Origin of the sequence: Neorhizobium sp. NPDC001467 (genome assembly GCF_050275975.1) — a bacterium.
In the GTDB taxonomy this organism is placed as follows: Bacteria; Pseudomonadota; Alphaproteobacteria; order Rhizobiales; family Rhizobiaceae; genus Neorhizobium.
Map to the genome: position 1 here is coordinate 261,145 of NZ_JBNNPS010000005.1, position 26,720 is coordinate 287,864.

The 26,720-nt window shown below is 61.1% G+C and carries 27 protein-coding genes and 1 tRNA gene; 11 read left to right on the forward strand and 17 right to left on the reverse strand.

Going from position 1 to position 26,720, the window contains the following annotated elements:
- Positions 1–104 precede the first annotated feature (104 nt).
- Positions 105–491, forward strand: coding sequence for a hypothetical protein (locus ACQKKX_RS13195; protein WP_427571140.1), 387 nt, complete (start codon positions 105–107; stop codon positions 489–491).
- Positions 492–628: 137 nt separating this feature from the next.
- Here ACQKKX_RS13195 and era read toward each other — a convergent pair whose 3' ends face one another.
- From era to rpoZ, 8 genes are all read right to left on the reverse strand, one after another.
- Positions 629–1,627 carry a GTPase Era gene (gene era, locus ACQKKX_RS13200; protein ID WP_427571141.1) on the reverse strand — a complete coding sequence of 333 codons (999 nt, stop codon included), beginning with the start codon at positions 1,625–1,627 and terminating at the stop codon, positions 629–631.
- A 6-nt stretch (positions 1,628–1,633) separates the two neighbouring features.
- Positions 1,634–2,353 carry a ribonuclease III gene (gene rnc / locus ACQKKX_RS13205; protein ID WP_427571200.1) on the reverse strand — a complete coding sequence of 240 codons (720 nt, stop codon included), beginning with the start codon at positions 2,351–2,353 and terminating at the stop codon, positions 1,634–1,636.
- A complete protein-coding gene (gene lepB / locus ACQKKX_RS13210) occupies positions 2,350–3,099 on the reverse strand; it encodes a signal peptidase I (protein ID WP_427571142.1) in 750 nt (249 codons plus the stop codon). Before lepB ends, rnc begins: the two co-directional genes overlap by 4 nt.
- Positions 3,100–3,215: 116 nt before the next feature.
- On the reverse strand, positions 3,216–3,620 hold the full coding sequence (gene acpS / locus ACQKKX_RS13215) for a holo-ACP synthase (protein ID WP_427571143.1): 405 nt from the start codon (positions 3,618–3,620) through the stop codon (positions 3,216–3,218).
- Positions 3,621–3,649: 29 nt separating this feature from the next.
- Entirely contained in the window at positions 3,650–4,234 is a 585-nt protein-coding gene (locus ACQKKX_RS13220; protein ID WP_427571144.1) for a DUF2062 domain-containing protein, read from the reverse strand.
- A 71-nt stretch (positions 4,235–4,305) separates the two neighbouring features.
- The gene (locus ACQKKX_RS13225; RefSeq protein ID WP_427571145.1) at positions 4,306–4,458 is read right to left on the reverse strand and encodes a DUF3563 family protein; all 153 of its coding nucleotides are present in this window, start codon (positions 4,456–4,458) and stop codon (positions 4,306–4,308) included.
- Positions 4,459–4,665: 207 nt separating this feature from the next.
- The gene (locus ACQKKX_RS13230) at positions 4,666–6,906 is read right to left on the reverse strand and encodes a RelA/SpoT family protein (protein WP_427571146.1); all 2,241 of its coding nucleotides are present in this window, start codon (positions 6,904–6,906) and stop codon (positions 4,666–4,668) included.
- A gap of 140 nt (positions 6,907–7,046) precedes the next feature.
- Complete coding sequence (gene rpoZ / locus ACQKKX_RS13235) at positions 7,047–7,442, reverse strand: DNA-directed RNA polymerase subunit omega (RefSeq protein WP_427571147.1); 396 nt, start codon at positions 7,440–7,442, stop codon at positions 7,047–7,049.
- A gap of 286 nt (positions 7,443–7,728) precedes the next feature.
- Between rpoZ and ACQKKX_RS13240 the strand changes: the two genes are divergently transcribed.
- On the forward strand, positions 7,729–8,304 hold the full coding sequence (locus tag ACQKKX_RS13240; protein WP_427571148.1) for an NYN domain-containing protein: 576 nt from the start codon (positions 7,729–7,731) through the stop codon (positions 8,302–8,304).
- A 347-nt stretch (positions 8,305–8,651) separates the two neighbouring features.
- On the opposite strand, the gene ACQKKX_RS13245 is transcribed toward ACQKKX_RS13240, so the two are convergent.
- The 3 genes from ACQKKX_RS13245 to dapA all read right to left on the reverse strand — a co-directional run bounded on the left by ACQKKX_RS13245 (position 8,652) and on the right by dapA (position 11,331).
- On the reverse strand, positions 8,652–9,680 hold the full coding sequence (locus tag ACQKKX_RS13245; protein ID WP_427571149.1) for a hypothetical protein: 1,029 nt from the start codon (positions 9,678–9,680) through the stop codon (positions 8,652–8,654).
- A 134-nt stretch (positions 9,681–9,814) separates the two neighbouring features.
- The gene (gene smpB / locus ACQKKX_RS13250) at positions 9,815–10,291 is read right to left on the reverse strand and encodes an SsrA-binding protein SmpB (protein ID WP_306837647.1); all 477 of its coding nucleotides are present in this window, start codon (positions 10,289–10,291) and stop codon (positions 9,815–9,817) included.
- A 155-nt stretch (positions 10,292–10,446) separates the two neighbouring features.
- Entirely contained in the window at positions 10,447–11,331 is an 885-nt protein-coding gene (gene dapA / locus ACQKKX_RS13255; protein ID WP_427571150.1) for a 4-hydroxy-tetrahydrodipicolinate synthase, read from the reverse strand.
- 325 nt (positions 11,332–11,656) lie between these two features.
- On the opposite strand from dapA, the gene ACQKKX_RS13260 reads away from it, so the two are divergent.
- Positions 11,657–13,756, forward strand: coding sequence for a transglycosylase SLT domain-containing protein (locus tag ACQKKX_RS13260; RefSeq protein WP_427571151.1), 2,100 nt, complete (start codon positions 11,657–11,659; stop codon positions 13,754–13,756).
- Positions 13,757–14,168: 412 nt separating this feature from the next.
- Here the strand turns inward: ACQKKX_RS13260 and ACQKKX_RS13265 are convergent, their stop codons facing one another.
- The 4 genes from ACQKKX_RS13265 to ACQKKX_RS13280 form a co-directional block, all read right to left on the reverse strand.
- Complete coding sequence (locus tag ACQKKX_RS13265; RefSeq protein ID WP_427571152.1) at positions 14,169–15,251, reverse strand: porin; 1,083 nt, start codon at positions 15,249–15,251, stop codon at positions 14,169–14,171.
- Between the two features lie 256 nt (positions 15,252–15,507).
- The gene (locus ACQKKX_RS13270) at positions 15,508–16,587 is read right to left on the reverse strand and encodes a porin (protein ID WP_427571153.1); all 1,080 of its coding nucleotides are present in this window, start codon (positions 16,585–16,587) and stop codon (positions 15,508–15,510) included.
- Between the two features lie 492 nt (positions 16,588–17,079).
- A tRNA-Ser gene (locus ACQKKX_RS13275) sits at positions 17,080–17,169 on the reverse strand.
- A gap of 105 nt (positions 17,170–17,274) precedes the next feature.
- Positions 17,275–18,495: an NAD(P)/FAD-dependent oxidoreductase gene (locus ACQKKX_RS13280; protein WP_427571154.1), complete on the reverse strand. Its 1,221-nt coding sequence runs from the start codon at positions 18,493–18,495 to the stop codon at positions 17,275–17,277.
- A gap of 351 nt (positions 18,496–18,846) precedes the next feature.
- Here ACQKKX_RS13280 and ACQKKX_RS13285 point away from each other — a divergent pair, with 351 nt between their 5' ends.
- Positions 18,847–19,188 (forward strand): hypothetical protein, encoded by a 342-nt coding sequence (locus ACQKKX_RS13285; protein WP_427571155.1) that lies wholly within the window; start codon positions 18,847–18,849, stop codon positions 19,186–19,188.
- A 95-nt stretch (positions 19,189–19,283) separates the two neighbouring features.
- Positions 19,284–20,405, forward strand: coding sequence for a pyridoxal phosphate-dependent aminotransferase (locus ACQKKX_RS13290; RefSeq protein ID WP_427571156.1), 1,122 nt, complete (start codon positions 19,284–19,286; stop codon positions 20,403–20,405).
- Positions 20,406–20,659: 254 nt separating this feature from the next.
- Here the strand turns inward: ACQKKX_RS13290 and ACQKKX_RS13295 are convergent, their stop codons facing one another.
- A complete protein-coding gene (locus tag ACQKKX_RS13295; RefSeq protein ID WP_427571157.1) occupies positions 20,660–20,935 on the reverse strand; it encodes an SEL1-like repeat protein in 276 nt (91 codons plus the stop codon).
- Between the two features lie 506 nt (positions 20,936–21,441).
- Between ACQKKX_RS13295 and ACQKKX_RS13300 the strand changes: the two genes are divergently transcribed.
- From ACQKKX_RS13300 to ACQKKX_RS13320, 5 genes are all read left to right on the forward strand, one after another.
- Positions 21,442–21,777 (forward strand): DUF2147 domain-containing protein, encoded by a 336-nt coding sequence (locus ACQKKX_RS13300; protein ID WP_427571158.1) that lies wholly within the window; start codon positions 21,442–21,444, stop codon positions 21,775–21,777.
- Between the two features lie 143 nt (positions 21,778–21,920).
- The gene (locus ACQKKX_RS13305) at positions 21,921–22,082 is read left to right on the forward strand and encodes a hypothetical protein (protein ID WP_427571159.1); all 162 of its coding nucleotides are present in this window, start codon (positions 21,921–21,923) and stop codon (positions 22,080–22,082) included.
- Positions 22,083–22,297: 215 nt separating this feature from the next.
- Positions 22,298–23,797 carry an AMP nucleosidase gene (locus ACQKKX_RS13310; RefSeq protein WP_427571160.1) on the forward strand — a complete coding sequence of 500 codons (1,500 nt, stop codon included), beginning with the start codon at positions 22,298–22,300 and terminating at the stop codon, positions 23,795–23,797.
- Positions 23,798–23,845: 48 nt separating this feature from the next.
- The gene (locus ACQKKX_RS13315) at positions 23,846–24,124 is read left to right on the forward strand and encodes a type II toxin-antitoxin system VapB family antitoxin (protein WP_427571161.1); all 279 of its coding nucleotides are present in this window, start codon (positions 23,846–23,848) and stop codon (positions 24,122–24,124) included.
- On the forward strand, positions 24,121–24,549 hold the full coding sequence (locus ACQKKX_RS13320) for a type II toxin-antitoxin system VapC family toxin (RefSeq protein WP_427571162.1): 429 nt from the start codon (positions 24,121–24,123) through the stop codon (positions 24,547–24,549). Before ACQKKX_RS13315 ends, ACQKKX_RS13320 begins: the two co-directional genes overlap by 4 nt.
- Positions 24,550–24,628: 79 nt before the next feature.
- Here the strand turns inward: ACQKKX_RS13320 and ACQKKX_RS13325 are convergent, their stop codons facing one another.
- Positions 24,629–25,615 (reverse strand): lysylphosphatidylglycerol synthase domain-containing protein, encoded by a 987-nt coding sequence (locus ACQKKX_RS13325; protein WP_427571163.1) that lies wholly within the window; start codon positions 25,613–25,615, stop codon positions 24,629–24,631.
- 78 nt (positions 25,616–25,693) lie between these two features.
- Between ACQKKX_RS13325 and ACQKKX_RS13330 the strand changes: the two genes are divergently transcribed.
- Positions 25,694–26,716 carry a glycosyltransferase family 2 protein gene (locus ACQKKX_RS13330; RefSeq protein WP_427571164.1) on the forward strand — a complete coding sequence of 341 codons (1,023 nt, stop codon included), beginning with the start codon at positions 25,694–25,696 and terminating at the stop codon, positions 26,714–26,716.
- The last annotated feature ends 4 nt before the right edge of the window (positions 26,717–26,720 follow it).

Sequence of the window (26,720 nt, forward strand, 5' to 3'; positions counted from 1 at the left end):
TATCTGGTGTGGCGCCGCTACCGCACTCCAAAAGTTCCGAGCATCGGACGGAACCAATTGCCCTCCTTGCGTGTTCCAGCGGAAATCGAATTTAGGGAGATTTCATGAAATACGCTCTCGTCGCCGCCCTCATGCTGGCTCCGTCGCTCACGCTGGTTTCCACACCGGCGGCGGCACAGTCGAAGGAGCTGGAAAACGCCTGCGTCAATGTCGCCAGGAATTTCCTGATGACGCCCGTCCTTTCCACCGGCACGGTTCAGTCTTTTCCCGAACTCGATCCGCCGGGCGCCCGCCTGACCTATTCGACGCGTGACAATCCGAAACCGAACGATTTCACCAACACGATCGACTGCCAGTTCGACAAGGCGACGGCCCCCTTTGGGCTCACGAAATTCTGCATCTCGACCACCTGCTATTCGGCCGACGAGCAGGACCCCGACAATCGCCGCCGTTATCTGGAAATCAAGGCGCTGATGGACCGGAAGAAGTAAAGGCGGAAGGGCCCTACACACACTTTCGTCACCCTCGGGCTTGTCCCGAGGATCTGCTGGGCGTCATTGTCTGCGTGATTAGATCCTCGGGACAAGCCCGAGGATGACGGGCGTGGGCGCTGTGGCCCCACAAGATCTTAAGACCGCGGGAATTCCAGCCCCATCTCACGGAAACGTTCCGGGTCATCGCCCCAGTTCTCGCGCACCTTCACGAACAGGAAGAGATGCACGGGCTGTTCGAGGATCTCGGAGAGTTCCTTGCGCGAGGCGGTGGAAATTGCCTTGATTGCCTCGCCGTTCTTGCCGAGAGCGATCTTCTTCTGGCTCTCGCGCTCCACATAGATGACCTGTTCGATGCGCACCGAACCGTCCTTCTTTTCCTCCCACTTTTCCGTCTCGACGTGAGAGGCGTAGGGCAGTTCCTGGTGCAGGCGCAGGAAGAGTTTTTCGCGGGTGATTTCGGCTGCGAGCTGGCGCATCGGCAGGTCGGAGATCTGGTCCTCCGGATAATACCACGGACCTTCCGGCAGGCGCTTGGCCAGGAAATTCATGAGATCGTCGCAGCCTGAACCGGTCGTTGCCGAAACCATGAAGGTCTGCTCGAAGGAGACCGTTTCATTGGCCTGTGCGGCAAGCTTCAGGAGATCTTCCGGGCGCACGCGGTCGATCTTGTTGAGCACGAGGATTTTCGGCTGCGGAACGTCCTTCAGGCCCTCGAGAATCGCTTCCGCATCGCCGCGAATACCGCGCTCGCTGTCGACCAGAAGCAGGATCAGGTCGGCATCCTTGGCGCCGCCCCAGGCCGATGTCACCATGGCACGGTCAAGCCTGCGGCGCGGCTTGAAGATCCCGGGCGTGTCCATGAAGACGATCTGCGCATTGTCGTGAATGGCGATGCCGCGCACGATGGCGCGCGTCGTCTGCACCTTGTGGCTGACGATCGATACCTTCGCGCCGACGAGGCGGTTGAGAAGGGTCGACTTGCCGGCATTGGTGGCACCGATCAGCGCCACGAAACCGGAATGGGTCGGGCCGGCCGGCACGGCTTCGGCCGGCGCTTCATCGCCCTGCACTTCGCTCAAATGCGCGTCATCGGCCGGCCCGTGGCCGGTATTATTGTCTTCGTGTTCGGTCATCGGTCCTCAGCCTTCGGCAGGGTTCTTCTGCCAGACGCCTTCGCGTTCGAGCATTTTCGTGGCAGCCACCTGTTCGGCAGCGCGTTTGGAACGGTCTACGCCTGTTTCGGGCGCAACGCCATTCACTTCGACCGTCACAGTAAAGCGCGGGTCGTGATCCGGCCCGGAACGGTCGTTGATGCGGTAGACGGGGGTGAGCGCGAATTTCGCATGCGCCCATTCCTGCAATTCGGTCTTGGCGTCGCGACGGGCAGCGTCGGCGCTGTTGGCACGCTCGGCCCAATTGCGCTCGATGAAGCCGCGGGCGGCTTCCAGCCCGCCATCGAGATAAAGCGCGGCGATCAGACTTTCCACCACATCGGCGCGCACGTTCAGCATGCGCTTGCCGGTCAGCTTCTTGACGTCGGCGCCGGTGCGCACGAAACGGTGCAGGTCGAGCGCATCGGCAACGGCCGCGCAGCTTTCGGCACTGACCAACTGGTTCAGACGCACCGAAAGTTCGCCTTCGGTGGCGTTCTTGAAGGTGCGAAACAGGAGTTCGGCCATGCACAGGCCCAGAACGCGATCGCCCAGAAATTCCAGCCGCTCGTAATTGGCGTTCTTGGCAGTGCCGGTGCTGGCATGGGTCAGCGCCCGGTCCAGCCACTGTTTCTCCGAAAAGACGTGGCCGACAATGTCTTCCAGCCTGGCGCGCTCATCGCCCGAAAGCGTGGCCGCCTTCATCAGTTGACGACCTTGAACAAGCGGTCCCAACGCATGTTGGCAGGCCATTTCCAGAATTCGCGGAAGGAGGTGTCATTGCCGAGCGAAAAGAAGATCACGCTGGCGCGACCGACGAGATTTTCGGCCGGCACGTAGCCGACGTCGAAGCGGCTGTCGAGCGAGTTGTCGCGATTGTCGCCCATGAAGAAATAATGGCCTTCCGGCACCACGAATTCGCGGGTGTTGTCGCCGCGCGAGACGGGCGACTGGTCGAGCGTGTCGAAGGTCACGCCATTGTCGAAGGTTTCGCGGAAGACCGGAACGTCGGAACCCGGATCGAGGCGGTAGTCGGAGGTGAACGTGCCGTCCTGCACCTTCGGCACCGGCTGGCCGTTGATCAGCAGAATGCCGTTGGTCACCTGCACACGGTCGCCCGGCAGGCCGACAAGGCGCTTGATGTAGTCGATTTCGGGCTGCTGCGGCAGACGGAAGACGATGACATCGCCGCGCTTCGGCTCGTTGAATTCAAGGATACGGCCGTCGAACAGGTCCGGCGAGAACGGCAGCGAATATTTTGAATAGCCGTAGGCGAACTTGTTGACGAAGATGTAGTCGCCGACCAGCAGTGTCGGCATCATCGAGCCGGACGGAATGGTAAAGGGCTGGAACAGGACGGTCCGGATGACCATGGCGAGCAACAGGGCCTGGATGATGACCTTGATGTTTTCCCAAAGAGCATTCTGCGGCTTTGCTTCTGCGGTGTTCGACACTGAGGACGTCTTTCTTTCTGTCTTCCGGCTTTCTGTCTTCCGGATCCACCCATCTGCGGCGGAGTGGTGCTTTCTCTAAACCCTTCGCCAATCGGCGGCAATGGCTCAAATCGGCTTCAATCGGCCGCCGGCAAGGCCTCGATGATGACGAAGGCCTGGGCGTAGGGATATTCGTCGGTAATGGTGATGTGGATCAGAGGTACGTGACCGGCGGGCATCATGGCCGAAAGCCGCTCGGATGCACCGTTGGTCAGCTTCATGGTCGGCCTGCCGCCGGGCATGTTGACGACGCCCATGTCGCGCCAGAAGACGCCATGGGCGATGCCCGTTCCGAGCGCCTTGGAACATGCCTCCTTGGCGGCGAACCGCTTGGCATAGGAGGCAGCGCGGTTCTTGCGACCGTCGGACTTGGCACGCTCGACCTCGGTAAACACGCGGTGCGTGAAGCGCTCGCCGAAGCGCTCGATCGATTTTTCAACGCGCCTGATGTCGATCAGGTCGCTGCCCATGCCGATAATCATGTCCTGTCGCCTCTCCTAAATCGTCGCGCTCAAATCCCTGCCCTGGCCAAGCCCCGTCGTCTTGCCGCCATGCGCTCGCGCCGGCGGGCGCGAAAACCTCTCACACCCATATAGGTCGCGGCGTAAACAACAAGCCCGCTGACGGCGGCAAGAGGCAGGCACCCGACCAGCATGGGTTTGAGGACGGGCTGCCAGAGATCGGCAAAACGCAGTGTGCGGACAAGATCGGCAAGGTCGACATGCTGGCCGGTCAGCGCGCCGCCATCAACCGGCCCGGCATGACCAAGCATGATATGGCCGAGCTCCCAGCTCACCGACCAGATCAGCGGAAATGTCAGAGGATTGGCGACGAGCGTGCCGAGGGCGGCCGCAACCATGCTGCCGCGCAAGATGAAGGCGAGCATGATGCCAAGAAGAATGTGGAAGCCGAGAAAGGGCGTCCAGCCGGCCATAACACCGGCGGCGATGCCGGCTGCAACCGCATGCGGCGAGGCGCTGATGCGGGCCGCACGAAGGGCCTGATAGCGAAGATTTCGGCTCGGTCCCTTGCGGGGCCAGACAGCGCTGCGGATCTTTTCGCCCCATCCGGCAGGGCTTCGGCGACGAAACGGCATGGATCAGCGTCTAGACCGCCATGTGGCAAATGCCAAGAGCGGCGCGGTAACGCGCCGCCGCGATCATTCTGTCAGAGACCCTTGCGGAACATGCCGCGATCGATCTGACGCATGCGGTATTCGAGCTCGATCGGGTCGGTCGACTCGTTGAGGTATGCCATTTCACGCTCCTGTACCGACGGGGCGCGAAGGGCGCGGGCAAACTGGCGAAGTGGCTTGAACATCTCTTTAATCCCTTGCTTTGGATGTTCATCATGTACCGTTTTTCAGTCGATTTTACCAACGCTCAGCGGATGCGGCAGCCATGCACTGGGCGCATGTCGACTTAACGGAGCGTTTCTCTCTGCGCATGAAATGGGCAAATGCGCGCCATTCGGCACCGCGCCTGTGCCGAGATGCCGCGACGCCGTGCGATGTTAAGGCGAACCACTCTAGTCGTAGAGGCGGCGCACACTCGAAACGACGTCGAGCTCCTTGACCTGCGTCAGCAACTGGTTGAGCTGGCGCACGTCCCAGACCTCGACCTCCATCTCGATTTCGGAAAAATCGGCGGCGCGGCTGCTGCCCATTTTGAGGGTGCGGATATTGATATCGAGATTGGCGACAGCCTGCGCCACGGTTGCCAGTGTCCCCGGCTCGTTGATTGTGTTGAAGAAGACGCGGGCGAGAAAGCGCGACTTGTTGGCCTCGTCGATATCCCAGCGCACGTCGATCCAGCTTTCCGGCTGGTCGTCGAAGCGTTGCAGCGCCGAGGCCTGGATGGGGTAGATGGTGATCCCCTTGTCCTTCTCCATGATGCCGACGATGCGATCGCCCGGCACGGCGCCCGCGGGCGCGAACTGGACTGGCAGATTGCCGGACAGGCCTCGGATCGGCAACGGACCGGGGCCCGTGCCATCCTGCACGCTGGCTGCCGCCGCCTGTTCGGCGGTGCGTGGCGTCTCCGGCAGCTTGAACATCATGCCCTGCGCCGTCTGCATGTTGAACCAGCCCTGGTCGGCGGACGGTTTTACGGTGGTGCGCTCGTCCTTGTAATCCGGGAAGACGGCGCGCACGACATCGAGCGAGGACAGCTCGCCACGCCCGACGGCCGCCACTGCATCCTCGACATCCTTATGGCCAAGGCGGAACAGTGCCGGCTTCAGGGCATCCTTGGAGAACGTTTTTCCGGCGCGCTCGAACGTGCGCTCCAGAATGCGATGGCCGAGGCCGGAATATTGCTTGCGGATCGCCATTCGGGTGGCGCGGCGGATGGCGGCGCGCGCCTTGCCGGTGACGACGATTTCTTCCCAGGCGGCGGGCGGCACCTGCACACCGGAGCGAATGACTTCAACCTCGTCGCCGTTCGACAGGCGGGTGACCAGCGGCATGATGCGACCGTTGATCTTGGCGCCGACGGTGGTATCGCCGATATCGGTGTGGACGGCATAGGCAAAGTCGATGGGCGTGGCGCCGCGCGGCAGCGCGATCAGCTTGCCCTTCGGGGTGAAGCAGAACACCTGGTCCTGGAACAGTTCGAGCTTGGTGTGCTCGAGAAACTCTTCCGGGTTGTCGCCTTCGGCCAGCTGTTCGATGGTGCGGCGCAGCCAGGAATAGGCGTTGCTTTCCTTCGAGAGAAGTTCGCCGTCACTGCCGACGCCGTCCTTGTAGAGCGCGTGTGCGGCAATGCCGAACTCGGCGATCTCGTGCATGCGACGGGTGCGGATCTGCAATTCGATACGCTGGCGCGACGGACCGACGATCGTGGTATGCAGGGATCGGTAATCGTTCTGTTTCGGCGTCGAGATATAATCCTTGAACCGGCCGGGGACGACGCGCCAGCGGGTATGGACGATACCAAGTGCGCGATAGCAGTCCGCAAGTTCCGACAGGAAGATGCGGAAACCGTAGACATCCGACAGTTGCTCGAAGGACAGCGATTTGGACTGCATCTTGCGGAAAACGGAATAGGGCTTCTTCTGCCGGCCCTTGACCGTGGCATCCTTGAGGCCGTTGGCCACCAGAAGCTCGCGCAATTCGTCCTCGATCTTGGTGACGAGACCTTCATTGCGGCTGGAGAGTTCCGCCAGCCGCTTGGTGACCGTTTCATACGCTTCCGGATTGATGTGGCGGAAGGACAGATCTTCCAGCTCCTCACGCATGTCCTGCATGCCCATGCGGCCGGCCAGCGGCGCGTATATGTCCATGGTCTCTTCGGAAATGCGGGCGCGCTTGTCGGCCGCCATATGGTCGAGCGTGCGCATATTGTGCAGCCGGTCGGCGAGCTTGACCAGAAGCACGCGCACGTCGTCGGAAATGGCGAGCAGCAGCTTGCGCAGGTTTTCGGCCTGCTTGGCCTTCTTGCTGACGAGGTCGAGCCGCTTGAGCTTGGTCAGCCCCTCGACAAGGCGACCGATATCTTCTCCGAAAAGATCGTCGATTTCAGCGCGCGTGGCCGTCGTATCCTCGATCGTATCGTGCAGAAGCGCGACCGCGATGGTCGACTCGTCGAGATGCATGTCGGTGAGGATGGCGGCCACTTCCAGCGGATGCGAAATGTAGGGGTCGCCGCTGGCGCGCTTCTGCAGGCCATGCTTCTGCATGGCATAGACATAGGCCTTGTTGAGGAGAGCTTCGTTCGCATCGGGTTTGTAGCGCTGCACCCGCTCGACGAGCTCATATTGCCGCATCATCCTGTAACCGGTCCCTCGACATGCCCTATAGGGGAAACGAAAAATGCCGCGCCGATCGGGTGACCGGCGCAGCCATCAGACAGAAGACGTTCAGATTGCGGCAAGAGGATGAACAGGCCCTCCCCGCGATCCGATCAATCTTAGTAATCGTCGCTCTTTTCCGGGGGCACAAGGCCCTCGATACCAGCCAGCAGTTCTTCTTCCGACATCTGGTCGAAATTGACCGCTTCCGGTGCGTCTTCTTCCTCGACGCCGTCGGCCACGCCCGCAGCGATCAGGCTCGACGGATCGGGCTCGGGCTCGTCCACTTCCACATGCTTCTGCAGCGAATGGATCAGGTCTTCCTTGAGATCGTCCGGCGACAGCGTTTCGTCGGCGATTTCGCGCAGAGCCACGACCGGGTTCTTGTCGTTGTCGCGATCGATGGTGATCGAGGCGCCCTGCGAGATCTGGCGGGCGCGATGGCTGGCGAGCAGGACGAGCTCGAAGCGGTTGTCAACTTTGTCGATGCAATCTTCTACGGTGACGCGGGCCATTGCCTGTCCTTCTTCTCTGTGTCTTTCAGGGATTGACACGCCCGATACAGGCATTGCCGGCAAAATTCAAGTTTTTGTTGACGACCGCAGCCCGCATGGTCGTGGCAACCCCCGACAATCGCGTTGCGCCCACAAAAGGTGTTTGGATTCTACGACGCGCTATCATAAATGACTTTTATATCAAGATAGCGTAATGTAACGGTTATTCTGGGTGTTCCAGCTACAAATTCAAAGGCTGGGCGGTTTGCATGGCACACCGACGTATTATTAAGGGAGTGGAGGATTAATGTTCGACCCTAGGGAGAAGATTGCGCTTTTCATTGACGGGGCAAATCTTTACGCGGCTTCCAAAAGCCTGGGCTTTGATATCGACTATCGTAAGCTGCTTAAGGCTTTTCAAAAGCGCGGCTATCTTCTACGCGCCTATTATTACACAGCCCTGCTAGAAGATCAGGAATACTCGTCCATCCGCCCTTTGATCGATTGGCTCGATTACAACGGCTACAAGGTCATCACCAAGCCCGCCAAGGAATTCACGGATTCCATGGGCCGGCGCAAGGTGAAGGGCAATATGGACATCGAACTGGCAATCGACGCCATGGAGCAATCGGAAACCGCCGACCATCTCGTCATCTTCTCAGGAGACGGCGATTTCACCACCCTTGTGGAGGCCCTTCAGCGCAAGGGCCGCAAGGTCTCGGTGGTCTCGACGATGGCAACCCAGCCCCCGATGATCGCCGACGATCTGCGCCGCCAGGCCGACCATTTCATCGACCTCTCGTCGCTTCGTGCCGAAATCGGCCGCGACCCGTCGGAGCGGCCGCAGCGGCCGATCGAGCCGGCTGAAAGCGCCGACGCCTGATACGCGCCAGATGAAAACCATGCAGGCGCCCCGGCCGCGGTGGCGCCTGCCCGACCTCGACCAGTGCGTTGAAATGTGTCTAGCCATCAACGCGGCCACGCGCCAAATACGATCGCCTATAAGAGTGCTATGTATCGGTCCGTATCGGCATGAATGGACCGGCTGATCAGGAGCACTGCGAGAAACGTCATCAAATTAGCTATCGAGATACTTGGCATATTCACAAGACTTATCATTAAACTGATAGGCATTCACCGAGGATACTTTGCGCGGAACCGCCGTTGGATCTTTTTCACTGCTAACGAGAACCGTAAGCCACCGTGGCTACCACAACGACGCTTTGATGCTTATCGCGTTTTTTCCTGCGTAATGTAAACCACCTTACCACCCCTTGGTTCCGCCTTCAAACTCGCTAACTTGCCGCCCTTCAACTGTACAACATGCCTTACCCCAGTTGTGGCTTCATATACAAATACTGCAAAGCCCTTCCACTCAATTACCCGGCCTCGCCTGATATTGTCGAACCGCTCGCCTGACATACCCCTCTTTGCTACAGTGTATATTTCAATCGAGTTACCATTACCGCTTCCACGATCACTTACTTCGCCGGAGGCACCCCTTACGCACATCTTTTCGTGTCCGTCGAGGATGATGTCTTTATCTCCATCCTGATCAATATCTACGTTAGTAATGAAGTCCTTGGAAAAAACTGCTTCAAAACCCTGTATTTCCTCGCAGTATCTCTTCCAGTTGGAGATTGCTTCCGCGATCGGCGGAGGGAAATTGGATGGATCGAGATACAAGGCACCCTCCGATCCCAGATCATCGGATTTCAGCAACGTTGCTACCACCGCGTCAGGTACGCGCGGCTCCAATAACCTCGCATTGTCACCGTCGTGCATATAAACTCTCTGGCCACCGGCCGGCCGTTCCAGCATCTCTATCATCTTTCCTGCGGCGACGCGGTATATACTTCCAACACCAGCACCATCGTATGCGATAACGCCGAACCCGTCATGCCGATCTATCTCCACAGCCCTGATCGCTTGTTGGAAGACCTCTACTGAACCGGTGGAAGTAGACATCACGACTTGGAGGATGGGACCGACCGCCGCAGAATGTGTTCCAAGAAAGCGGCCATCCTTCTCACAGCCGACCCCAGATCCATCGTATATGAAGTCAGCCGCACTATCGCCATCGATGTCTACACGGCTCAGCCAAACACCGTCGGTGAGAACGACTTTGCCTTGCAAGTCGTTCAGGCAATATCGCCCCCACTCCCGTAGCAAAGCGGCCGTATCTGCCGGCACGTCTTGACATAGCGCTGGGCACCCACAGATTGCGACTGCCAAACCTGCCAGCATGAAAAGCTTCATCGTGCGCCTACCTCCGGTTGACACGACTATCAATTACTACCGGAGATTAAGCAAGATGGTTCGGGTAATTTGTTGCATGTGCCGGTGACGAGGGCGTAACAGCAAGCAGTTTTGTAGATTGCCTCCTGCCGGCTTCACCCCGTCTTCAGCAACCGCGACTTCTGCCGGTTCCAGTCGCGTTCCTTCTCGGTCTCGCGCTTGTCATGCAGCTTCTTGCCCTTGGCGAGCGCCAGTTCGAGCTTGGCCCGGCCCTTCTCGTTGAAGTAGATTTTGAGCGGCACCAGCGTCATGCCTTCGCGGTTGATGCCGGCGCGCAGGCGGCTGATCTCGCGTTTGGACAAAAGCAGCTTACGGCGGCGGCGCGGCTCGTGGTTGAAACGGTTGGCCTGGAGATATTCCGGCAGATGGCTGTTGATCAGCCAGATCTCGTCGCCCTCGTCGGACGCATAGGATTCAGCGATATTGGCCTTGCCTTCGCGCAGCGATTTCACCTCGGTTCCGGTCAGGACCAGGCCCGCCTCATAGGTATCGACGATCTCGTAATTGAACCGCGCCTTGCGGTTTTCGGCCACGATCTTGTTGACGGTGCGCTGGCTGCCTCTGGGTGCCATGGGAATTCTTCCGTGTCGCCTTTTTGAAATAAATGTCCCCGGCCTTGGCGCGGACCGGGGTTTTCTCATTCCTATCTAGTGTCCGGCACGGCAAAAGGGAAGCGTTGCCAAGCGATGCCGTCGTGACCTGGCTCCGCAGGCCTCAGTCCAGCAGCCTAATTCAGCAGGCCGGCATGGCGCAGCGCCGCATCGATCGCCGCCTCCGTTGCCGGCTCCAGCGATGACATCAGCGGGGAGCGCACCGTGCGGTTCATGCCCCGCGTGCGGCTGAGCCCGTATTTCGCGCCGCACAGGCCCGGCTCCATGAAGATCGCCTTGTGCAGCGGCATCAGGCGATCCTGGTAATCGAGCGCGGTCCTGTAATCGCCGGCGGCAAGCGCAGCCTGGAACTCCGCACAGAGCCGCGGCGCGACATTCGCCGTCACCGAAATGCAGCCGACGCCGCCATGGGCGTTGAAACCAAGCGCGGTGGCATCCTCGCCCGAAAGCTGGATGAAATCCGTGCCGCAGGCGATACGCTGTTCGGAAACCCGCTCAATCTTGCCGGTGGCATCCTTGACGCCGACAATGTTGCGATGCGCCTTCACGAGCGCACCCATCGTCTCCGGGCTCATGTCGATCACCGAGCGCGGCGGAATGTTGTAGATGATGATCGGCAGTTTCGTGGCTTCGGCCACGGCGGAAAAATGCGCAAACAGGCCCTTCTGGGTCGGCTTGTTATAGTAGGGCGTGACGACCAGAACGGCATCGGCGCCGGCCTTTTCCGCATGCATGGCAAGCTCGATCGATTCCCGCGTATTGTTGGAACCGGCGCCGGCGATGACCGGCACGCGTCCGGCGGCGGCCTCGATGCACAATTCGACCACGCGGTTATGCTCGGCATGGGTCAGCGTTGGCGATTCGCCGGTCGTGCCCACCGGCACGAGACCGGAACTCCCCTCCGTGATCTGCCAGTCCACATGCGCCGCAAAGGCCTGCTCGTCGACCGCGCCCTCCGTCGTAAACGGGGTAACAAGAGCGGGCATCGATCCCTTGAACATGCAATAACTCTCCTTGCCGGCCCGGAATCCATGGTGATCCACGCTTCGGCCGCAATCCATTTCTATAGGTTTCACCCCGTCGGTGGGCACCATAAAGCGCCGTCGATCCGCCGACAAGCGCAGCGATGACGCTTTCGTGACGATCACCCCGGGGAAAAGCGCGGATGGACCGGGATGCGGTAAGCGATCGTTAATCGGCATCCTCGTTAATTTATGGTATAGGGCATGGCGCTACACTGCTCGCCATCGAGGGTATGAAGATGCGCGCAAGCTGCCGGACGGGGCGGTCCATCAGGCTTCGACGCGGTTATTACGTGGACGGTGAATGAGACATCATGTTCTGATCCTCGCAGGCCTCGGCCTCGGATTGACCGCGGGCGCATTCGATCCCCGGACGGGCACCGCTGCGCCGCTGCCCGAAGGACCGGTGCCACTGCCCTTCGTGCGCCCCGATGCGCCCGTGTCGGCCGCCGCCCTGCCATCGCCTGATATTACCGGTTCCATTCCGTCCGTACCCCTGCCGCTGCGCGGCGACCGACCCGGCGTGGTCGGCGCTCTGAAGACAGGTCTCGACGCGCTGTCCGGCCGCGATGCCGGGATGGCAATCGCCACCCGCAACACGCTTGCTGCGGGCTCGCTCGACCGGCAGATCCTGACCTGGGCGATCGCCACGTCGGGACTGCCGGGCGTCCCCTCGTCCGAAATCGCCGCGGCACAAAGTCAATTGCACGGCTGGCCGGGTCTCAACCGGCTGCGCGGCCATTCCGAAAGGGCGCTTTACCGGGAAAATCCGGCGCCGGCCCAGGTGCTTGCCGCTTTCGGAAACAGTGCGGCGGAAACCCCGGAAGGCGCGATCATCCTTGCCCGGGCGCTCGTCGCTACCGGAAGCTCAGGGCGCGCCGCAAGCACGCTGCGCACGATCTGGACCGGCGACGCGCTCGACAAGGGAACCGAGGACCGCATCCTCAAGGAATTTTCGGGCCTGCTTTCCGCGTCCGACCACAAGGCGCGGATGGACTACCTGATGTATCGCGGCCGCGCCGCGCAGGCCGCCCACTTTGCCGATCTTGGCCAGGCACAGGCGCTCTACAAGGCCTGGGCGGCGGTCGCGAGCGGGGCGAAGAATGCCGATGCGCTGCTCGATGCCGCATCGGCGCGTTGGAGCCGCGATCCGGCCTACCTGTTTGCCCGGATCGAAGCGCTGCGGCATCAGGACCGTTACCGCGAGGCGGCGGCACTGCTTGACAAAGCGCCGCGCGATGCCACCCGGCTCGTCAATGGCGGCGAATGGTGGAACGAGCGTCGCATCATTGCCCGCGGTCTCGCCGACCGGGGCGATTATGCCGAAGCCTATCGCGTGGTATCCCACCACACGGCGACGGCTGCGACCGATATCGTCGATGCGGAATTCCATGCCGGTTTCTACGCGCTGCGCGAGCTTAACAACCCCCAGGCCGCCGAAAAACATTTTCGCGCCATTCTGACCGCCTCGTCGCGGCCACTCTCCGCCTCACGCGCGCTTTACTGGCTCGGCCGCGCCGCAGAGGCCGGCGGCCCCGGAAGGGCGAGCGACTTCTACCGCCAGGCTGCGCAATATGCCGGTACATTCTACGGCCAGTTGGCAGCAGCCAAGCTTGGCACCAAGGTGCTGAACGTCGCCTATCCCGCGCCAAGCGAGGCAGACCGACGCAATTTCGAGAACCGTGAGGTTGTGCGCGCCATCGACCGGCTCGATGCCGCCGGCCACGACAGCCGCGCCAACGCGCTTTATCGGTCGCTGGCCGAAGAGATCACCAGCCCCGGCGAACTGGCCATCCTTACTGCCCGCGCCGAGAGGAACGGCGATCATGCGCTGTCGCTGCAGATCGGCAAGAGCGCCTTTGCCCGCGGCATCGAAGTTGCGGCGCTCGCCTATCCGACCGGCGTCATCCCCTCCTCCGCCGACATTGCCGGCTCCGGCAAGGCATTGGCCTATGCGATCGCGCGACAGGAAAGCGCGTTCAATCCGTCCGCCGTTTCGCCGGCGGATGCGCGCGGCCTGTTGCAGATCCTGCCGGGCACCGCCAAGGGTGTCGCCGGCCGCCACGGCATCCCCTATACGGCCGCCAGACTGACCACCGATGCCGGCTACAATGCCACGCTCGGCGCGCATTATCTTGGTGAGCAGATCGACAGTTTCGGCGGATCCTACATCCTCACCTTCATCGCCTATAATGCCGGTCCGCGCAGGGTGCCGGAATGGATCGCCCGCTATGGCGACCCGCGCGGCAAATCCCTGGATGACGTGATCGACTGGATCGAACGCATTCCCTTCCCCGAAACCCGCAATTACGTGCAGCGGGTGATGGAAAACTATCAGGTCTACAAGACACGGCTCGGCCAGACGGCCGATATCGAGGACGACCTACGGTTCGGGCGGCGGTAACGCCTTTCGCGGGAGGCAGCGGCCGCGACCGCCGGACGGGCTCTGCCGGACAGGTACTGCGGCGACAATCTCGCCAACGTCCGCACGCTCCGCCGGTCCGCGCGCTTTCAAGTCCGCGCGCTCATCGGTCCGCCGCCGCGCGCTATAAAGTTCCCTTTACCCTTTTGGACCGAACACGTGGCGCCATACAAACTATGGGAACGTGGCCGCCAGTTTGGTGGCATTTGCCAGACGATGCTGCCGCGCGACAGACGAAGGCAAGGGAGATCAAACTTGCGCAGCCGTCACGCTGCTTAATGCCGATCAAGCCGGATGCGCTGCATCGCAGATAACGGCGTCCAGCCGTCTCGCACAAGACGCAAAAAAGCCCGCGGAGACAATCCGCGGGCTAATGTTTGAATGGCCTTCCGGCTTAGAACGAGCGCTGCAGACGCAGGAAGCCGTCCCAACGGTCGCCGTCGCCGACGCCACCGAAGTCAACGTCGACATCGGTGTAGTTGACGGTCGCCTTGGCTGTCAGGTTGGTGGTGATTTCGTAATCGGCGGTCACGCCGACGCGCCATGCTTCACCACCTTCGTAATCGCCAGCAACCGGCACGATGTTATCCCAATACTGGGCACCGGGGGTGATCGAGAACTTGTCGGTGACCTTGATGGCATATTCCGCACCGATGCTCCACTCGGAGAAGTCCCAGTAACGGGAAGGACCGAAGGAGTAGACGCCGAAGACGCCGAGCTGGCCGGGGCCGATTTCGGCAGACAGCGTCGAGGCGATGACGCCATCTTCGTTGTCGAACTCGTAGGCACCGAACAGGTCGATGGCAACGCCACCGAACTTACCTGCGATCAGGGCGTTGACGCCGAGATCGTCATCACCGCCGTTTTCATCCGTCTTCCAACCCAGCTGCGAATCGAAAGCGTCGGCCTGGATATAGGCCTGGAACGCGCCGCCGTCGAACGTGTAGCGAATCGAGTTGTTAAGCGTGTCGCCGCCGATATAGGCGACGCTGCCACCGAGCGGACCGCCGTCCGAGAGGACGGTTTCGCCGGGAAGGCCGTTATCGAAGTAGTTGTAGAAATAGCCGACGCGAAGGCCGCCCAGTTCGATATAGGTTTCGTCAAGGAAGAAGTCGTCGTCGGAATTGGTGTTCGCTTCCATGGTGATGAGACCAGTCAGCGTGCCGAGTTCCGTATCGGACTTGGCCTGAACGACGAGGTGACCGCGGGTGTTGGTGCGGTAGCCGCCGTCTTCGACAGTGCCGAAGCCGTCGAGATCGAAATCGCTACGTCCATCAACCTGGAAACGGACGTAACCACCGATCTTCAGGCAGGTTTCCGTGCCCGGGATATAGAAGTAGCCTGCGCCGAACGCGTCACAGACGCGAACATATTCCATGGGTTCCGGCTCAGCGGCGACGATTGCGTCAGCTGCCTGAGCGCCGGAAACGGCTGCCAGGGCAGCAGCGGAGCCGAGAAGAAGGCTTTTGATGTTCATAGGTCATTCCCCGATTTGGCGATTCAATATCACGAGAACAACGTACATGTGCATAACCGGCTTTCAAGCAAATCCGGCATCACTCACATGCCTCGCCACATAGTTGCGGCGAATGCGTCACTTTTTTGTCACAACTTTTATAGTGCGAGCGAGCGCCCCTTCCCGCTGCCGGCGGAAGTCATGCCGACGGGCAGGGCGCAAACGCAAAAAAGCCCGGCCAGAGGCCGGGCTTTCCGATCAAACCTGAAAGGTCAGATTAGAACGAACGCTGCAGACGGAAGAAGCCGTCCCAACGGTCGTCGGAGTCGATGCCGGTGTCGACGTCGGTGTAGTTGACGGTCGCCTTGGCAGACAGGTTGGTGGTGATGGCGTAGTCAGCCGTTACACCAACGCGCCATGCGTCGCCACCGTTGTAGTCGCCAGCAGAGTAAACGATGTTATCCCAGTACTGAGCGCCAGGCGTGATCGAGAACTTGTCGGTGACCTTGATTGCGTATTCTGCACCAACGCTCCACTCGGAGAAGTCCCAGTAACGCGACGGGCCGAAGGAGTATACGCCGAAGACGCCGAGGGTGCCCGGGCCGAGTTCAGCCGTCAGGGTCGAAGCGATAACAGCTTCTTCGTAGTCGAAGTCGTAAGCGCCGAACAGGTCGATAGCAACGCCACCGAGCTTGCCAGCGATCAGGCCGTTGACGCCGAGATCGTCGTCACCGTCGTTTTCCGAAGTCTTCCAACCCAGTTCCGAGTTGAATGCGTCAGCCTGGACGTAGGCCTGGAAAGCGCCGCCGTCGAAGGTGTAACGGATGGAGTTGTTCAGCGTGTTGCCACCAACGTAGGAAGCGCCAGCGATCGGGCCGCCGTCGGAGAGGACGGTTTCGCCCGGAAGGCCGTTATCGAAGTAGTTGTAGAAGTAACCAACGCGGAGGCCACCGAGCTCGAGGTAGGTGTCTTCGAGGTAGAAGTCGTCGTCGGTGTTGGTGTTGGCGCGGAGCGTGATGCGCGAGCCGAGCGTGCCGAGTTCGGTGTCCGACTTGGCTTCAACGCGGAGCTGGCCGCGGGTGTTGGTGCGGTAGCCGCCGTCCTGAACGAATGCGCCACCGTTCGGGTTGGCAACTGCGAAGTCCGAACGACCGTCAGCCTGGAAACGAACGTAGCCGCCGATCTTCAGGCAGGTTTCGGTGCCCGGGATGTAGAAGTAGCCGGTGCCGAAGGCGTCGCAAACGCGAACGTATTCCATGGGCTCAGGCTCAGCAGCAACGATAGCGTCGGCAGCCTGGGCGCCAGATACTGCTGCGAGGGCAGCAGCGGAGCCGAGAAGAAGGCTCTTGATGTTCATTTTTGACCTCCAGTCAAAGTTACATAAGGGTCTGGGTTCTTTTAGCTGAAGGACAGCATTCCCTGCCCCATCCCCGTCGGTATTCGAAAACGTGCGATCCACCGCCGCGCTTCCGAGAGTGAAAATACAAGACCGGCCCGCGCACGCAATGTTGAAGTGGGAGAATTGCAGCTCATCGCCCCCGCTTCCAATCACGCTGTTGCGCAAAGGACACAAAACGCCTGTTGAGGATCGTTCAATTTTTACGAATCCTTAACAATTGCCTTGGGAAGCAGGCACTTAAGCCCCGAAAAGACGCTTCCGTGCCTGTGGAGAAGCAGGGAATCGCTTCCCCCGTCAATCGCCAGGACCGCGATTCCTGATGGGCGACATATCGTGATATTCAAAAGAAAGCGGGCGACAGCAGCCGCAGGGCGGCGATCCGGCATCATGCGGAACCAACCATGTTGGAATGGCTGTCGCGGAACCGGATATGTGGGGAATTTTGTTTGATGGCGGAGAGGATGGGATTCGAACCCACGATACCCTCTCGGGTATACTCCCTTAGCAGGGGAGCGCCTTCGACCACTCGGCCACCTCTCCGGTGCCGTGGTGATTATTCGGGAAGAATCGCGATTGCAAGGTCTTTTCACGCCTGCCGCGACATTTCCTTGTCGCAGCGGCGCTTTTCCACGCCCCTGCAATGGCTCAGGCCAGCAGAAGCTTCAGGTCGGCATCCGGATCGGCAAGCACGGCGCGATTCGGTTGACGGCCCTGATCGAGCAGGCGCTTGCCGGCGGCATAGGCCTTGGCGTCATTGATGGCATCCACGGCGACGAAGCGATTCTGCCGGAAATACCATACCGAGACGCTGCCCGGCCGGGCGCCAGGCCGCACCACGGTCTCGTCGAAGCCGAGATTGAAGCCGGCGATCTGAAGCTTGACGTCATACTGGTCGGACCAGAACCACGGCTTTGCTTGATAGGGGATCTCCTGTCCCGACAGGACCACGGCTGCGGCCTCGGCTTGATCGATGGCGTTCTGCACCGATTCGAGCCTCACCCGCTCGCCCTGCCAGGGAAGGCTGGTGCAATCGCCGACCGCCAGGATGCGGGGATCGGAAGTGCGGGTGAATTCGTCGACAAGGATGCCGTTTCCGACATCCAGGCCGCAGGCCCCGGCCAGCTCATCGTTGGCGGTAACGCCGATGCCGACGATGACGGCGTCGACATCGATCACCGTTCCGTCGGACAATTCGGCGGCGGTAACGCGGCCGTCCTTGCCGATCAGCCGCTTCAGCCCGGTATTTTCGAGAATCGTGACGCCATGCCCCTTGTGGATATCGCGCAGGATGGCGGCCGTGTCCGCGCAGGCAACGCGCTTGAGAATACGGTCCGTCATCTCGATCAACGTCACGTCGAGCCCAAACGTGCGGGCGACCGCTGCCGCTTCGAGCCCGATGTAACCGCCGCCGATCACCAGAAGGCGTCGGCCCTCCTTCATCTCGGCTGCCATCCGATCGGCGTCGCGCTTGGCGCGCATCACGTAAACGCCGGCCAGATCGCCGCCGATCTCGGCCGGCAGGGTGCGGGGCGTGGCGCCGGTGGCGAGCACAAGCGCATCATAGTCGAGACTGGTGCCGTCCTGCAGCGTCACTTGGCAAGCGTCGCGGTCGATCTCCTCCACGAAGGCGGAAAGGCGCAGGTCGATAGCGTTTTCGACGAACCATTCCGGGCCGCGCAGAAGCAATCTGTCGAACGGCAGCTCGCCCGAGAGATATTTCTTGGAAAGCGGCGGGCGCTGATAGGGTGCCACATCCTCGGCGCCGAGCATGGTGATCGGGCGCGTGTCGTTGAGCGCCCGCAGCCGGGCCGCCAGCGCCAGTCCCGCCTGTCCCGCCCCGATGATTACCAGCCTGCCTGCGCTCACGTCATATCCTCTCGATCGGACGCCCGCCGGACGCGGGCCGTTGAGAGGGGTAAAGCCGTGCCGCCGAGCCGTCAACCGAGTGGTATCGGCGCAGGTTGGTCCGCGCGGCACTTTTCATGCAAACACCGGCTTCATGCAAACACCGGTTCCCTGGCGCGTACCGCAACCCGGCTTTCCGGAGCAGGCCGGCATGGCGAGCCTGGACGGCAGGGGGAACCAGCGGGATGGGCGAGACCGGCGCACACAGGCCGAGCCTTGGCGGCGCTCATTCTTATTTTACCGGTGCGGCTCAATATATATGAGCGGAAACGCACCGGACTGCCGTCACGACAAGGCCCAGGGAGGGGTCTCATGCCGCCGAGCGCGCCCATTGTCTCGCCCGAGAAAATCTACGAGCCGTTCGTCGTCGATCGGCCGGGCCGGATCATACTTGTCGAGCACCATCTTTCGACCCGGCAAAGCCTGCCCTGCCAGATCCGCAGGATGTCGGTCCAGGGGGCAACGCTCGAGGTCGCCGCCGGCGCCGTCGTGCCCGCTCATTTCTTTCTGGAAATTTTCGGCATACGCGACGAGATCGGCTGCACCTTGGTCAGCCGCGCGCAGGACAGGCTGACGGTCGGCTTCAACATGCTGATCGATGCCGACTTCCTTCACCATGTCATCCGCCTGGGTTTCGACGCCGCACCGTCGTGATCTTCGTCGCGCAGACGCACCGGCCGACGCCAAATGCGCTTGCACGGGACCGATTTGGACCTATTGTGCCGGCTTTGCCCAACCGGAATGCGCCCATGTCTGACCCGTCGTCCTTTTCCCGCTTCACGCCGCTCATCAGCAGCCTGCCCGCCACCGTTCCCTTCGTCGGGCCGGAAGCGATCGAGCGCAATCGCGGGGTGGCGGTCAAGGCGCGCATCGGCGCCAATGAAAACGGGTTCGGCCCTTCCCCGAAGGTCATCGCAGCGATTGCCGAAGCCGCCACCGATACCTGGAAATACAACGACCCTGAGAATTTCGAGTTGAGGCAGGCTCTTGCCCAGCATCTCGGCATTGCTGCGGACAATATTGCCGTCGGCGAAGGCATCGATGATCTGCTCGGCCTGATCGTGCGCATGGTGATCGAACCAGGCTCTCCCGTGGTTACCTCGCTCGGCGCCTATCCGACCTTCAATTTCCATGTCGCCGGTTTCGGCGGACGGCTGGTGACAACGCCCTATGTCGACGACCGCGAAGACCTGAACGGTCTGGCCGATCTCGTGCGCCGCGAAAACGCACCCCTCGTCTATTTCGCCAATCCGGACAATCCGATGGGAAGTTGGCACAAGGCAGACGATATCGTCGCCTTTGCGAAAGCCCTTCCGGAAACCTGCCTGATGATCCTCGACGAGGCCTATTGCGAAACCGGCCCTGCCGATGCGACGCCGGCCATCGCAGCGCTTCTCGACAGGCCCAATATCGTGCGCACCCGCACCTTTTCGAAAGCCTATGGCCTGGCCGGCGCGCGCATCGGTTACGCCATCTCGACGCCGGGCACCGTCAAAGCCTTCGACAAGATTCGCAACCATTTCGGCATGGCGCGTATCAGCACGGCTGCGGCGCTGGCGGCATTGAAAGATCAGGCCTACCTCACAAGCGTGATCAGCGACATTGCCGCCTCGCGCGAACGGATTGGTCGCATTGCCCGCGACAACGGCCTGCTGCCGCTTGCTTCCGCTACCAATTTCGTTGCCATCGACTGCGGCCGCGACGGCGCTTATGCCCGCGCCATCGTCGAGGGCCTGATGGATCACGGCGTCTTCATCCGCATGCCGGGCGTGGCGCCCCTCAATCGCTGCATCCGCATCAGCGCCGGCACACCGCAGGACATGGCCCTTCTCGAAGAGGCCTTGCCGCAGGTGCTGAAAGCACTGTCCTAGCCATACAGAAAGACCGCGCCGGCCTTGTTCCTGCCGGTCGCGGTCATTGATGCTTTGCCATGCCCCGATTCTTAAAGCGACCGGTTGGCGATAATGCGTTCGGCAGGCTCTGCCGTAGAATGCGAAAGGCTTGAGCCTGCGGCGTCCTTGTGCGTCCGTCATGGCGCGCAAGGACGCCGCAGCATTTCAAGACAGGCAAGATCGGCCGTGCCGAAAGCCGTTCATGGCTTTCGTATCGATGCCGCGAGCCCGTCTTAATGCATGGTCATCCAGTCGCGGGCGGCGCGCAGGGCCAGTGCGATCTCGGTCTTGCTCATCTGGTGTGACAGATCGGCGCGCAGCTCGGCAGCCCTGTCGGAGCCCTTGATGGCGGCGATGTTGAGCCATTTGTGCGCGGCGACAAGATCGACCGGGCAACCGCGGCCGGTCGCATACATCAGACCCATGTCGCAAAAGGTTTCGGCGCGGTCGGCCCCGCCCATCTGGGCAGCGCCGGCCAGTTCGGTTTCATGCATTTCAAAACGTGCCATCTGACGTGATCCCTGTTTAAGACGTCGTTGTTGCAGTCCCTGTTCATCGGCCCTCATGGGGCCCCGACGATCGCCGTTCGAGCGGCTTTTCGATCTCTCGGGTGGCGGGCTTCCCCGCTCGTTTGATGCTTCGACTATGCCAGCGGGATTTCAAAATTCGCCTAAAATGCATGATTAATTGGCTGCAAACAAAGTCCAAACGCTTGGTAAACTTGGTTTTTTGTTAAACATCGCATCCCCTGACGCACAGGCGATCGGGTCTAAAATTTACACAAAATTCAGCTCCCCAAATTGACGCTTCGTTCACCAAGGATCGGCATGGGCTGCTGTGAATGGCCGCAAGGGCGGGACCAGGGACCGCATCCGACGCTCTTCTTATCCACGATCCCCACAGTTTACCTTTACGTGTGCGTAAGATAATCTGCACCGGCCGTCGCTTAGAGTGTCGGCAGGGAGGACTATGCCGGCGGACGCTTATCGCCCGCGGCTTTGAGGAGGAGTTTGCGATGAAACGTTTCATGGTTCTGGCCGGGCTGCTGTTCGGCGCGTCCGGCGCTCTTGCCGCCGAACCGATCGAAGGCAGCTGGAAGACGGCAAGCGGCGAGACCGCGCAGATTGCCCGCTGCGGCGGCGCCTATTGCGTGACGCTGAAAACGGGCAAGCATGCCGGCAAGCAGATCGGCAAGATGGACGGCAAGGGCGAAAGTTACAGCGGCCAGATCACCGACCCGGCCAATGACAAGACCTATAGCGGCTCCGGCTCGGTCAGCGGCAATTCGCTTAAGATGAAGGGCTGCGTGATGAAGATCCTGTGCAAGACGCAGACCTGGACCCGCATCTGACGTTTCCGGGCGCAGATTGCGCGCCAAACGCGGATCGGCATAGCTGTTAACGCTTCTGTCCGTCCGATGAACGGGTGTCTCAGCGCCCGTTCAGCCGGATGGCCGGATGATAGCTCAAATCAGATGATCAGAGGGCAAATGGCATGACCATCATTGCAAGACGCATGACCATCCTGGCGCTCATCATGTGCGTGTTCGCCCTCTCCTTCTCGGCTCTGGTGACGCATCAGGGCAGGAACTCGATGACGCGACTGAACGCACAAGCGCTTTGCGGCCCGTCACAGGCATGCTCCGTTTCGTTGTAGGTTCGATCTGCGGCGCAGGCGCCGCCACTGCGTTTCATACGCTAGACGGTATTTTCAGGGGTGACTGGCTTTCGCAGTCACCGGGGCGAACGCAGCTCACAGCGACTGTCGTGCCGCTTCACGCGCCGTGCGCCGGACCAGAATATCCGGGTGACTGCCACAAACCATCAAACAGATGTCTTCCGCTTGTGACGCGCTGCGTATTATAGTGCTGCATGAACAAACGGATAAAGACGCTTTTCCCCATGACCTGCATCTCCCCCGCTGCCGCCGAACGGCAGGTTTTCGACGATGCCGAACAGGCCGTCGAGGCGCTCATCGCGCTTTATGAGCGCAATACCGCCTTTCTGATCGATGCCTTTCAGGCGCTTGCGCGGGGCGGGCCGGTGGCCGGCCGATACCGCGCGTTTTATCCGCAGGTCAGTATCGAGACGACGAGTTTCGGCCATATCGATTCGCGTCTGTCCTACGGCCATGTCTCGGCGCCGGGCGTCTACACGACCACGATCACCCGGCCAAAGCTTTTCCGTCGTTATCTGGTCGAACAGCTCGAACTCTTGATGCGCAACCACCATGTGCCGGTGATCGTGTCGGAATCGACGACGCCCATCCCGCTGCATTTCGCCTTCGGCGAAGGCGCGCATGTGGAAGCCTCGGGCTCGAGCGCGTTGGCAGATCATCCGCTGCGCGACCTGTTCGATACGCCCGATCTCAACAATACCGACGATTTGATCGCCAATGGCGAATACGAGGCCCTGCCCGGCGAACCGGCGCCGCTTGCGCCCTTCACCGCCCAGCGCATCGACTATTCGCTCGCCCGCCTTGCCCATTACACGGCGACCGGCGCCGATCATTTTCAGAACTTCGTCCTGTTCACCAATTACCAGTTCTATATCGACGAGTTCACCGCATGGGCTCGGGAACTCATGGCCGCAGGCGGCCATGGCTATAGCGCGTTTGTCGAGCCGGGCAATATCGTCACCCCGGCCGGCGCCACATCGGCTCCCGAAGCAGTGGGCCGCCTGCCGCAAATGCCCGCCTATCACCTCAAGAAGGACGATCACTCCGGCATCACGCTCATCAATATCGGCGTCGGCCCGTCGAATGCGAAGACGATTACCGACCATGTTGCGGTGCTGCGCCCGCATGCCTGGCTGATGGTCGGCCACTGCGCCGGTCTGAGGAACAGCCAGCGTCTCGGCGATTATGTGCTCGCGCATGCCTATATGCGCGAGGACCATGTACTCGACGACGACCTGCCGGTCTGGGTGCCGATCCCGGCGCTCGCCGAAGTGCAGCAGGCGCTGGAAGGCGCGGTGGAGGAGATCACCGGCCTCGAAGGCTTCGAGTTGAAACGGATCATGCGCACCGGCACGGTCGCCACGATCGACAACCGCAACTGGGAACTGCGTGACCAGGCCGGTCCCGTGAAGCGCCTGAGCCAAGCCCGCGCCGTCGCCCTCGACATGGAATCGGCCACGATCGCCGCCAACGGTTTCCGCTTCCGCGTGCCCTATGGCACGCTTCTGTGCGTTTCAGACAAGCCGCTGCATGGCGAATTGAAGCTCCCGGGCATGGCCACGGCCTTCTACAAGACGCAGGTCAGCCAGCACCTGAAGATCGGCATCTGCGCCGTGCAGAAACTGGCCGAAATGCCGACGGAAACGCTGCATTCACGCAAGCTGCGCAGTTTCTACGAGACGGCGTTCCAGTGACATTGACCTGATTGCGGACTATCATCGGAACTGAGTGGGAGGTTCCAAATGACCCGATCCGTGAAGCTTGACGATCAACTGGTCAACAACGCCGAGAAAATCACCGGCCTATCCGACGCAGCTGCCGTGGAAGAGGCATTGCGCATTCTGGTCAAGAACCACGAACTTGGGCAGAAAGTCGAGGAAATGCGCGGCATTGGCTGGCATGGACGGCATCACAACAGCCCAAGCTTCGAAAGCTTGGCGAAGGAATTTAGGGCGCTCACAGCGAGCCGCGACCACACGCCTTCCGAGGTCCTGATGCGAGAGGGGCGCGATGAACGATGACGCCTCTCGTCATCGATGCCAGCGTCGCGATCAAATGGGTCGTTGAGGAGACTGGCACGGACAAGGCCCTTTCCGTCCGCCAACAGAACAGGCTGATGGCGCCTGAACTGATGCTCGCGGAATGCGCCAACATTCTCTGGAAAAAGGTTCGCCGCGGCGAACTCACGGCAAGCGAAGGCCGGTTCGCGGCAATGCTGATCGAGAGTACCGGCATGGAGTTCGTCGAGATGAGATCGCTGATCGTTCAATCGGCTGAACTTGCATTCCTGCTCGATCATCCCGCTTACGACTGCATGTACATTGCATTGGCACGACAAGAGGAATGTCAGCTCCTCACAGCTGACCAGAGTCTGGTTCGTAAGCTTCAGCAATCTTCCGACGGCCACCTCCGCACTATCGCGGTTTTGCTGGATGACTGGGCATAACCCACGTCACTTTGGCAACCGTTGCTGACGAATGCCGTCGCACCGTCCAGTTCGGCCCGATCCGCGACGGCCTGCTCACTCAGCTTTTCACCTCGCGGGCAAACGGCAGCGAAATAGCCGTTCCCAGCAGCGAGGCGACGACCACCAGAAGGTGAGCGTTGACGGCGGCTTGCCCCAGCGCGTCCAGCGCCGCCTTTGCCGTCGGCGCACCAAAGGCGATGGCTCCAGCGGTCATGCCGGCCGGATAGGTGCCGACGCCGGCCGGCGCATGCACCGGCAGCACGGAAGACAGTTCGCCGCCGAGACCGCCGCCGAACGCCGCCCCGAGATCGACATCGCAAAGCAGCATGAGAACCCAGGCCAGCACCGCGATCTTGACGAACCAGTTGACCAGTGTCGCCCCCCAGGCGCGGGCAAAGGCTGTGCCATTCGCCGGCAGACCGGCCGCGGCCTCCTCGACAAGGCGTTCCAGTTTGGCGCCCTTGCCAGTGGCCGGCAGAATCCGCTTCGCCATGCCGACCGCCCGGCTGCTCTGCGCGAAGGCAAAAGCCGGAAGGACCAGAAAGGCCAGCCAGATCAGCCACAGCCAGCCGCCATAGCCGTCGCTGCGCAGGTCCACCACCTTGCCGATGGCGGCTGCCGCCAGCAGCGCATGCAGATCGAACAGTCGCATCACCAGCAGCGCCGAGGTGGAACGGGCGAGCGGCACCTGGAATTCACGGCGCATCAGTAAAGGAAAGCTCGCCTCGCCGGTGCGCAGCGGCATCATGATGTTGAGCAGGTTATGCACCTGTACCAGCCGTAAAAGCGTGCCGAACCGGCCTTTCGTCTCGGCCGGGAAATAATCGTAGATGCGCCAGGTGCGCAGCACGTAGGTTGCGAGCAGCAAAGCAAGCGCCAGCACCGCTGCACCCCAGCCGGCCTTCTGCCAGCGATCGAAAATCAGCGCCCAGCCCCACAGCCATTCGATAACGCCGGCATAGGCCAGGATGATTGCCAGCGTTGCCAGCCACATGGCATTGCGGATTATCCACGGGCCCTGACTGGCAACCGGTTCGTTCTTCATATAGAGGATGCCTCATCTCTCGACGGTCGCGGCGTCCTGCCCACCTGCCCGACCGCCGAGCATTAGGAGAAAGACAGAGTGGCGACAACAGCAGAATCGATCCCGTCCCGGCTGATGTCGCTTGAACCGCTGGAACTGTCGCTGGTCGTTCCGATCTTTAACGAGGAGGAAAGCGTCGGCCCGCTGATCGCGCGCGTCTGCGAGGCGATGGCCGGCTACGCTGCGCGCTGGGAGCTTATCCTTGTCGACGACGGCTCCACGGATGCGACGCTTGCCAATGCCCGTCTCGCGGTCTCGCAGCCCGGTCTCGACCTCAAGATCGTGGCGCTGCAGCGCAATTTCGGCCAGACCGCCGCCATGCAGGCCGGCATTCACCAGGCCAAAGGCCGCCTGATCGCGACGCTGGACGGCGACCTGCAGAACGATCCGACGGATATTCCGCAAATGGTGGCGGAACTGGAGCGCCGCGAACTCGACCTTCTCGTCGGCTGGCGCCGCAACCGCCAGGACGGGCTGGTTTTGAGAAAAATTCCGTCCTGGATCGCCAACCGGCTGATCGGCCGCATCACCGGCGTGCGCCTGCACGATTACGGCTGTTCGCTCAAAATCTACCGCGCCTCGATCATCAAGCAGGTTCAGCTCATGGGCGAAATGCATCGCTTCATCCCGGCCTGGGTTGCGGGCGTCGTGCCGTCCTCGCGCATCGGCGAAATGCCGGTCACCCATCACGCGCGCGAGCACGGCACTTCGAAATACGGCATTTCGCGCACGTTCCGCGTCATTCTCGACCTTCTGTCGGTGATGTTCTTCATGCGCTTCAAGGCGCGGCCGGGGCATTTCTTCGGGTCGCTCGGCCTCGGCCTCGGCGCCATTTCGGCCGTCGTCCTGGTTTATCTCGGCTTCGACAAGTTCGTCCTCGGCAACGATATCGGCACGCGACCGCTGTTCCTCATCGGCGTCATGCTGTTCCTGTCTTCCGTGCAGATGATCACCACCGGCATTCTCGCTGAGATGATGGCGCGCGTCTATTATCGCGACGACAGCACGCTCAGCTATATCGTCAGGGAAGTTTATGGCAGCGACCCGCAGCGCAACGGCTAGACCC

Bases quoted from the DNA above. Each gene is read 5' to 3' on its own strand.
- ACQKKX_RS13305 (WP_427571159.1), top strand. From the start codon at position 21,921: ATGACCATCATTGCAAGACGCATGACCATCCTGGCGCTCATCATGTGC.
- ACQKKX_RS13285 (WP_427571155.1), top strand. From the start codon at position 18,847: ATGCCGCCGAGCGCGCCCATTGTCTCGCCCGAGAAAATCTACGAGCCG.
- ACQKKX_RS13315 (WP_427571161.1), top strand. From the start codon at position 23,846: ATGACCCGATCCGTGAAGCTTGACGATCAACTGGTCAACAACGCCGAG.
- ACQKKX_RS13290 (WP_427571156.1), top strand. From the start codon at position 19,284: ATGTCTGACCCGTCGTCCTTTTCCCGCTTCACGCCGCTCATCAGCAGC.
- ACQKKX_RS13265 (WP_427571152.1), bottom strand. From the start codon at position 15,251: ATGAACATCAAAAGCCTTCTTCTCGGCTCCGCTGCTGCCCTGGCAGCC.
- era (WP_427571141.1), bottom strand. From the start codon at position 1,627: ATGACCGAACACGAAGACAATAATACCGGCCACGGGCCGGCCGATGAC.
- dapA (WP_427571150.1), bottom strand. From the start codon at position 11,331: ATGTTCAAGGGATCGATGCCCGCTCTTGTTACCCCGTTTACGACGGAG.
- rpoZ (WP_427571147.1), bottom strand. From the start codon at position 7,442: ATGGCCCGCGTCACCGTAGAAGATTGCATCGACAAAGTTGACAACCGC.
- ACQKKX_RS13310 (WP_427571160.1), top strand. From the start codon at position 22,298: ATGAACAAACGGATAAAGACGCTTTTCCCCATGACCTGCATCTCCCCC.
- ACQKKX_RS13260 (WP_427571151.1), top strand. From the start codon at position 11,657: ATGAGACATCATGTTCTGATCCTCGCAGGCCTCGGCCTCGGATTGACC.
- smpB (WP_306837647.1), bottom strand. From the start codon at position 10,291: ATGGCACCCAGAGGCAGCCAGCGCACCGTCAACAAGATCGTGGCCGAA.
- ACQKKX_RS13295 (WP_427571157.1), bottom strand. From the start codon at position 20,935: ATGGCACGTTTTGAAATGCATGAAACCGAACTGGCCGGCGCTGCCCAG.
- ACQKKX_RS13270 (WP_427571153.1), bottom strand. From the start codon at position 16,587: ATGAACATCAAGAGCCTTCTTCTCGGCTCCGCTGCTGCCCTCGCAGCA.
- ACQKKX_RS13325 (WP_427571163.1), bottom strand. From the start codon at position 25,615: ATGAAGAACGAACCGGTTGCCAGTCAGGGCCCGTGGATAATCCGCAAT.
- ACQKKX_RS13225 (WP_427571145.1), bottom strand. From the start codon at position 4,458: ATGTTCAAGCCACTTCGCCAGTTTGCCCGCGCCCTTCGCGCCCCGTCG.
- ACQKKX_RS13320 (WP_427571162.1), top strand. From the start codon at position 24,121: ATGACGCCTCTCGTCATCGATGCCAGCGTCGCGATCAAATGGGTCGTT.
- ACQKKX_RS13245 (WP_427571149.1), bottom strand. From the start codon at position 9,680: ATGAAGCTTTTCATGCTGGCAGGTTTGGCAGTCGCAATCTGTGGGTGC.
- ACQKKX_RS13220 (WP_427571144.1), bottom strand. From the start codon at position 4,234: ATGCCGTTTCGTCGCCGAAGCCCTGCCGGATGGGGCGAAAAGATCCGC.
- ACQKKX_RS13300 (WP_427571158.1), top strand. From the start codon at position 21,442: ATGAAACGTTTCATGGTTCTGGCCGGGCTGCTGTTCGGCGCGTCCGGC.
- acpS (WP_427571143.1), bottom strand. From the start codon at position 3,620: ATGATTATCGGCATGGGCAGCGACCTGATCGACATCAGGCGCGTTGAA.
- ACQKKX_RS13240 (WP_427571148.1), top strand. From the start codon at position 7,729: ATGTTCGACCCTAGGGAGAAGATTGCGCTTTTCATTGACGGGGCAAAT.
- ACQKKX_RS13230 (WP_427571146.1), bottom strand. From the start codon at position 6,906: ATGATGCGGCAATATGAGCTCGTCGAGCGGGTGCAGCGCTACAAACCC.
- ACQKKX_RS13195 (WP_427571140.1), top strand. From the start codon at position 105: ATGAAATACGCTCTCGTCGCCGCCCTCATGCTGGCTCCGTCGCTCACG.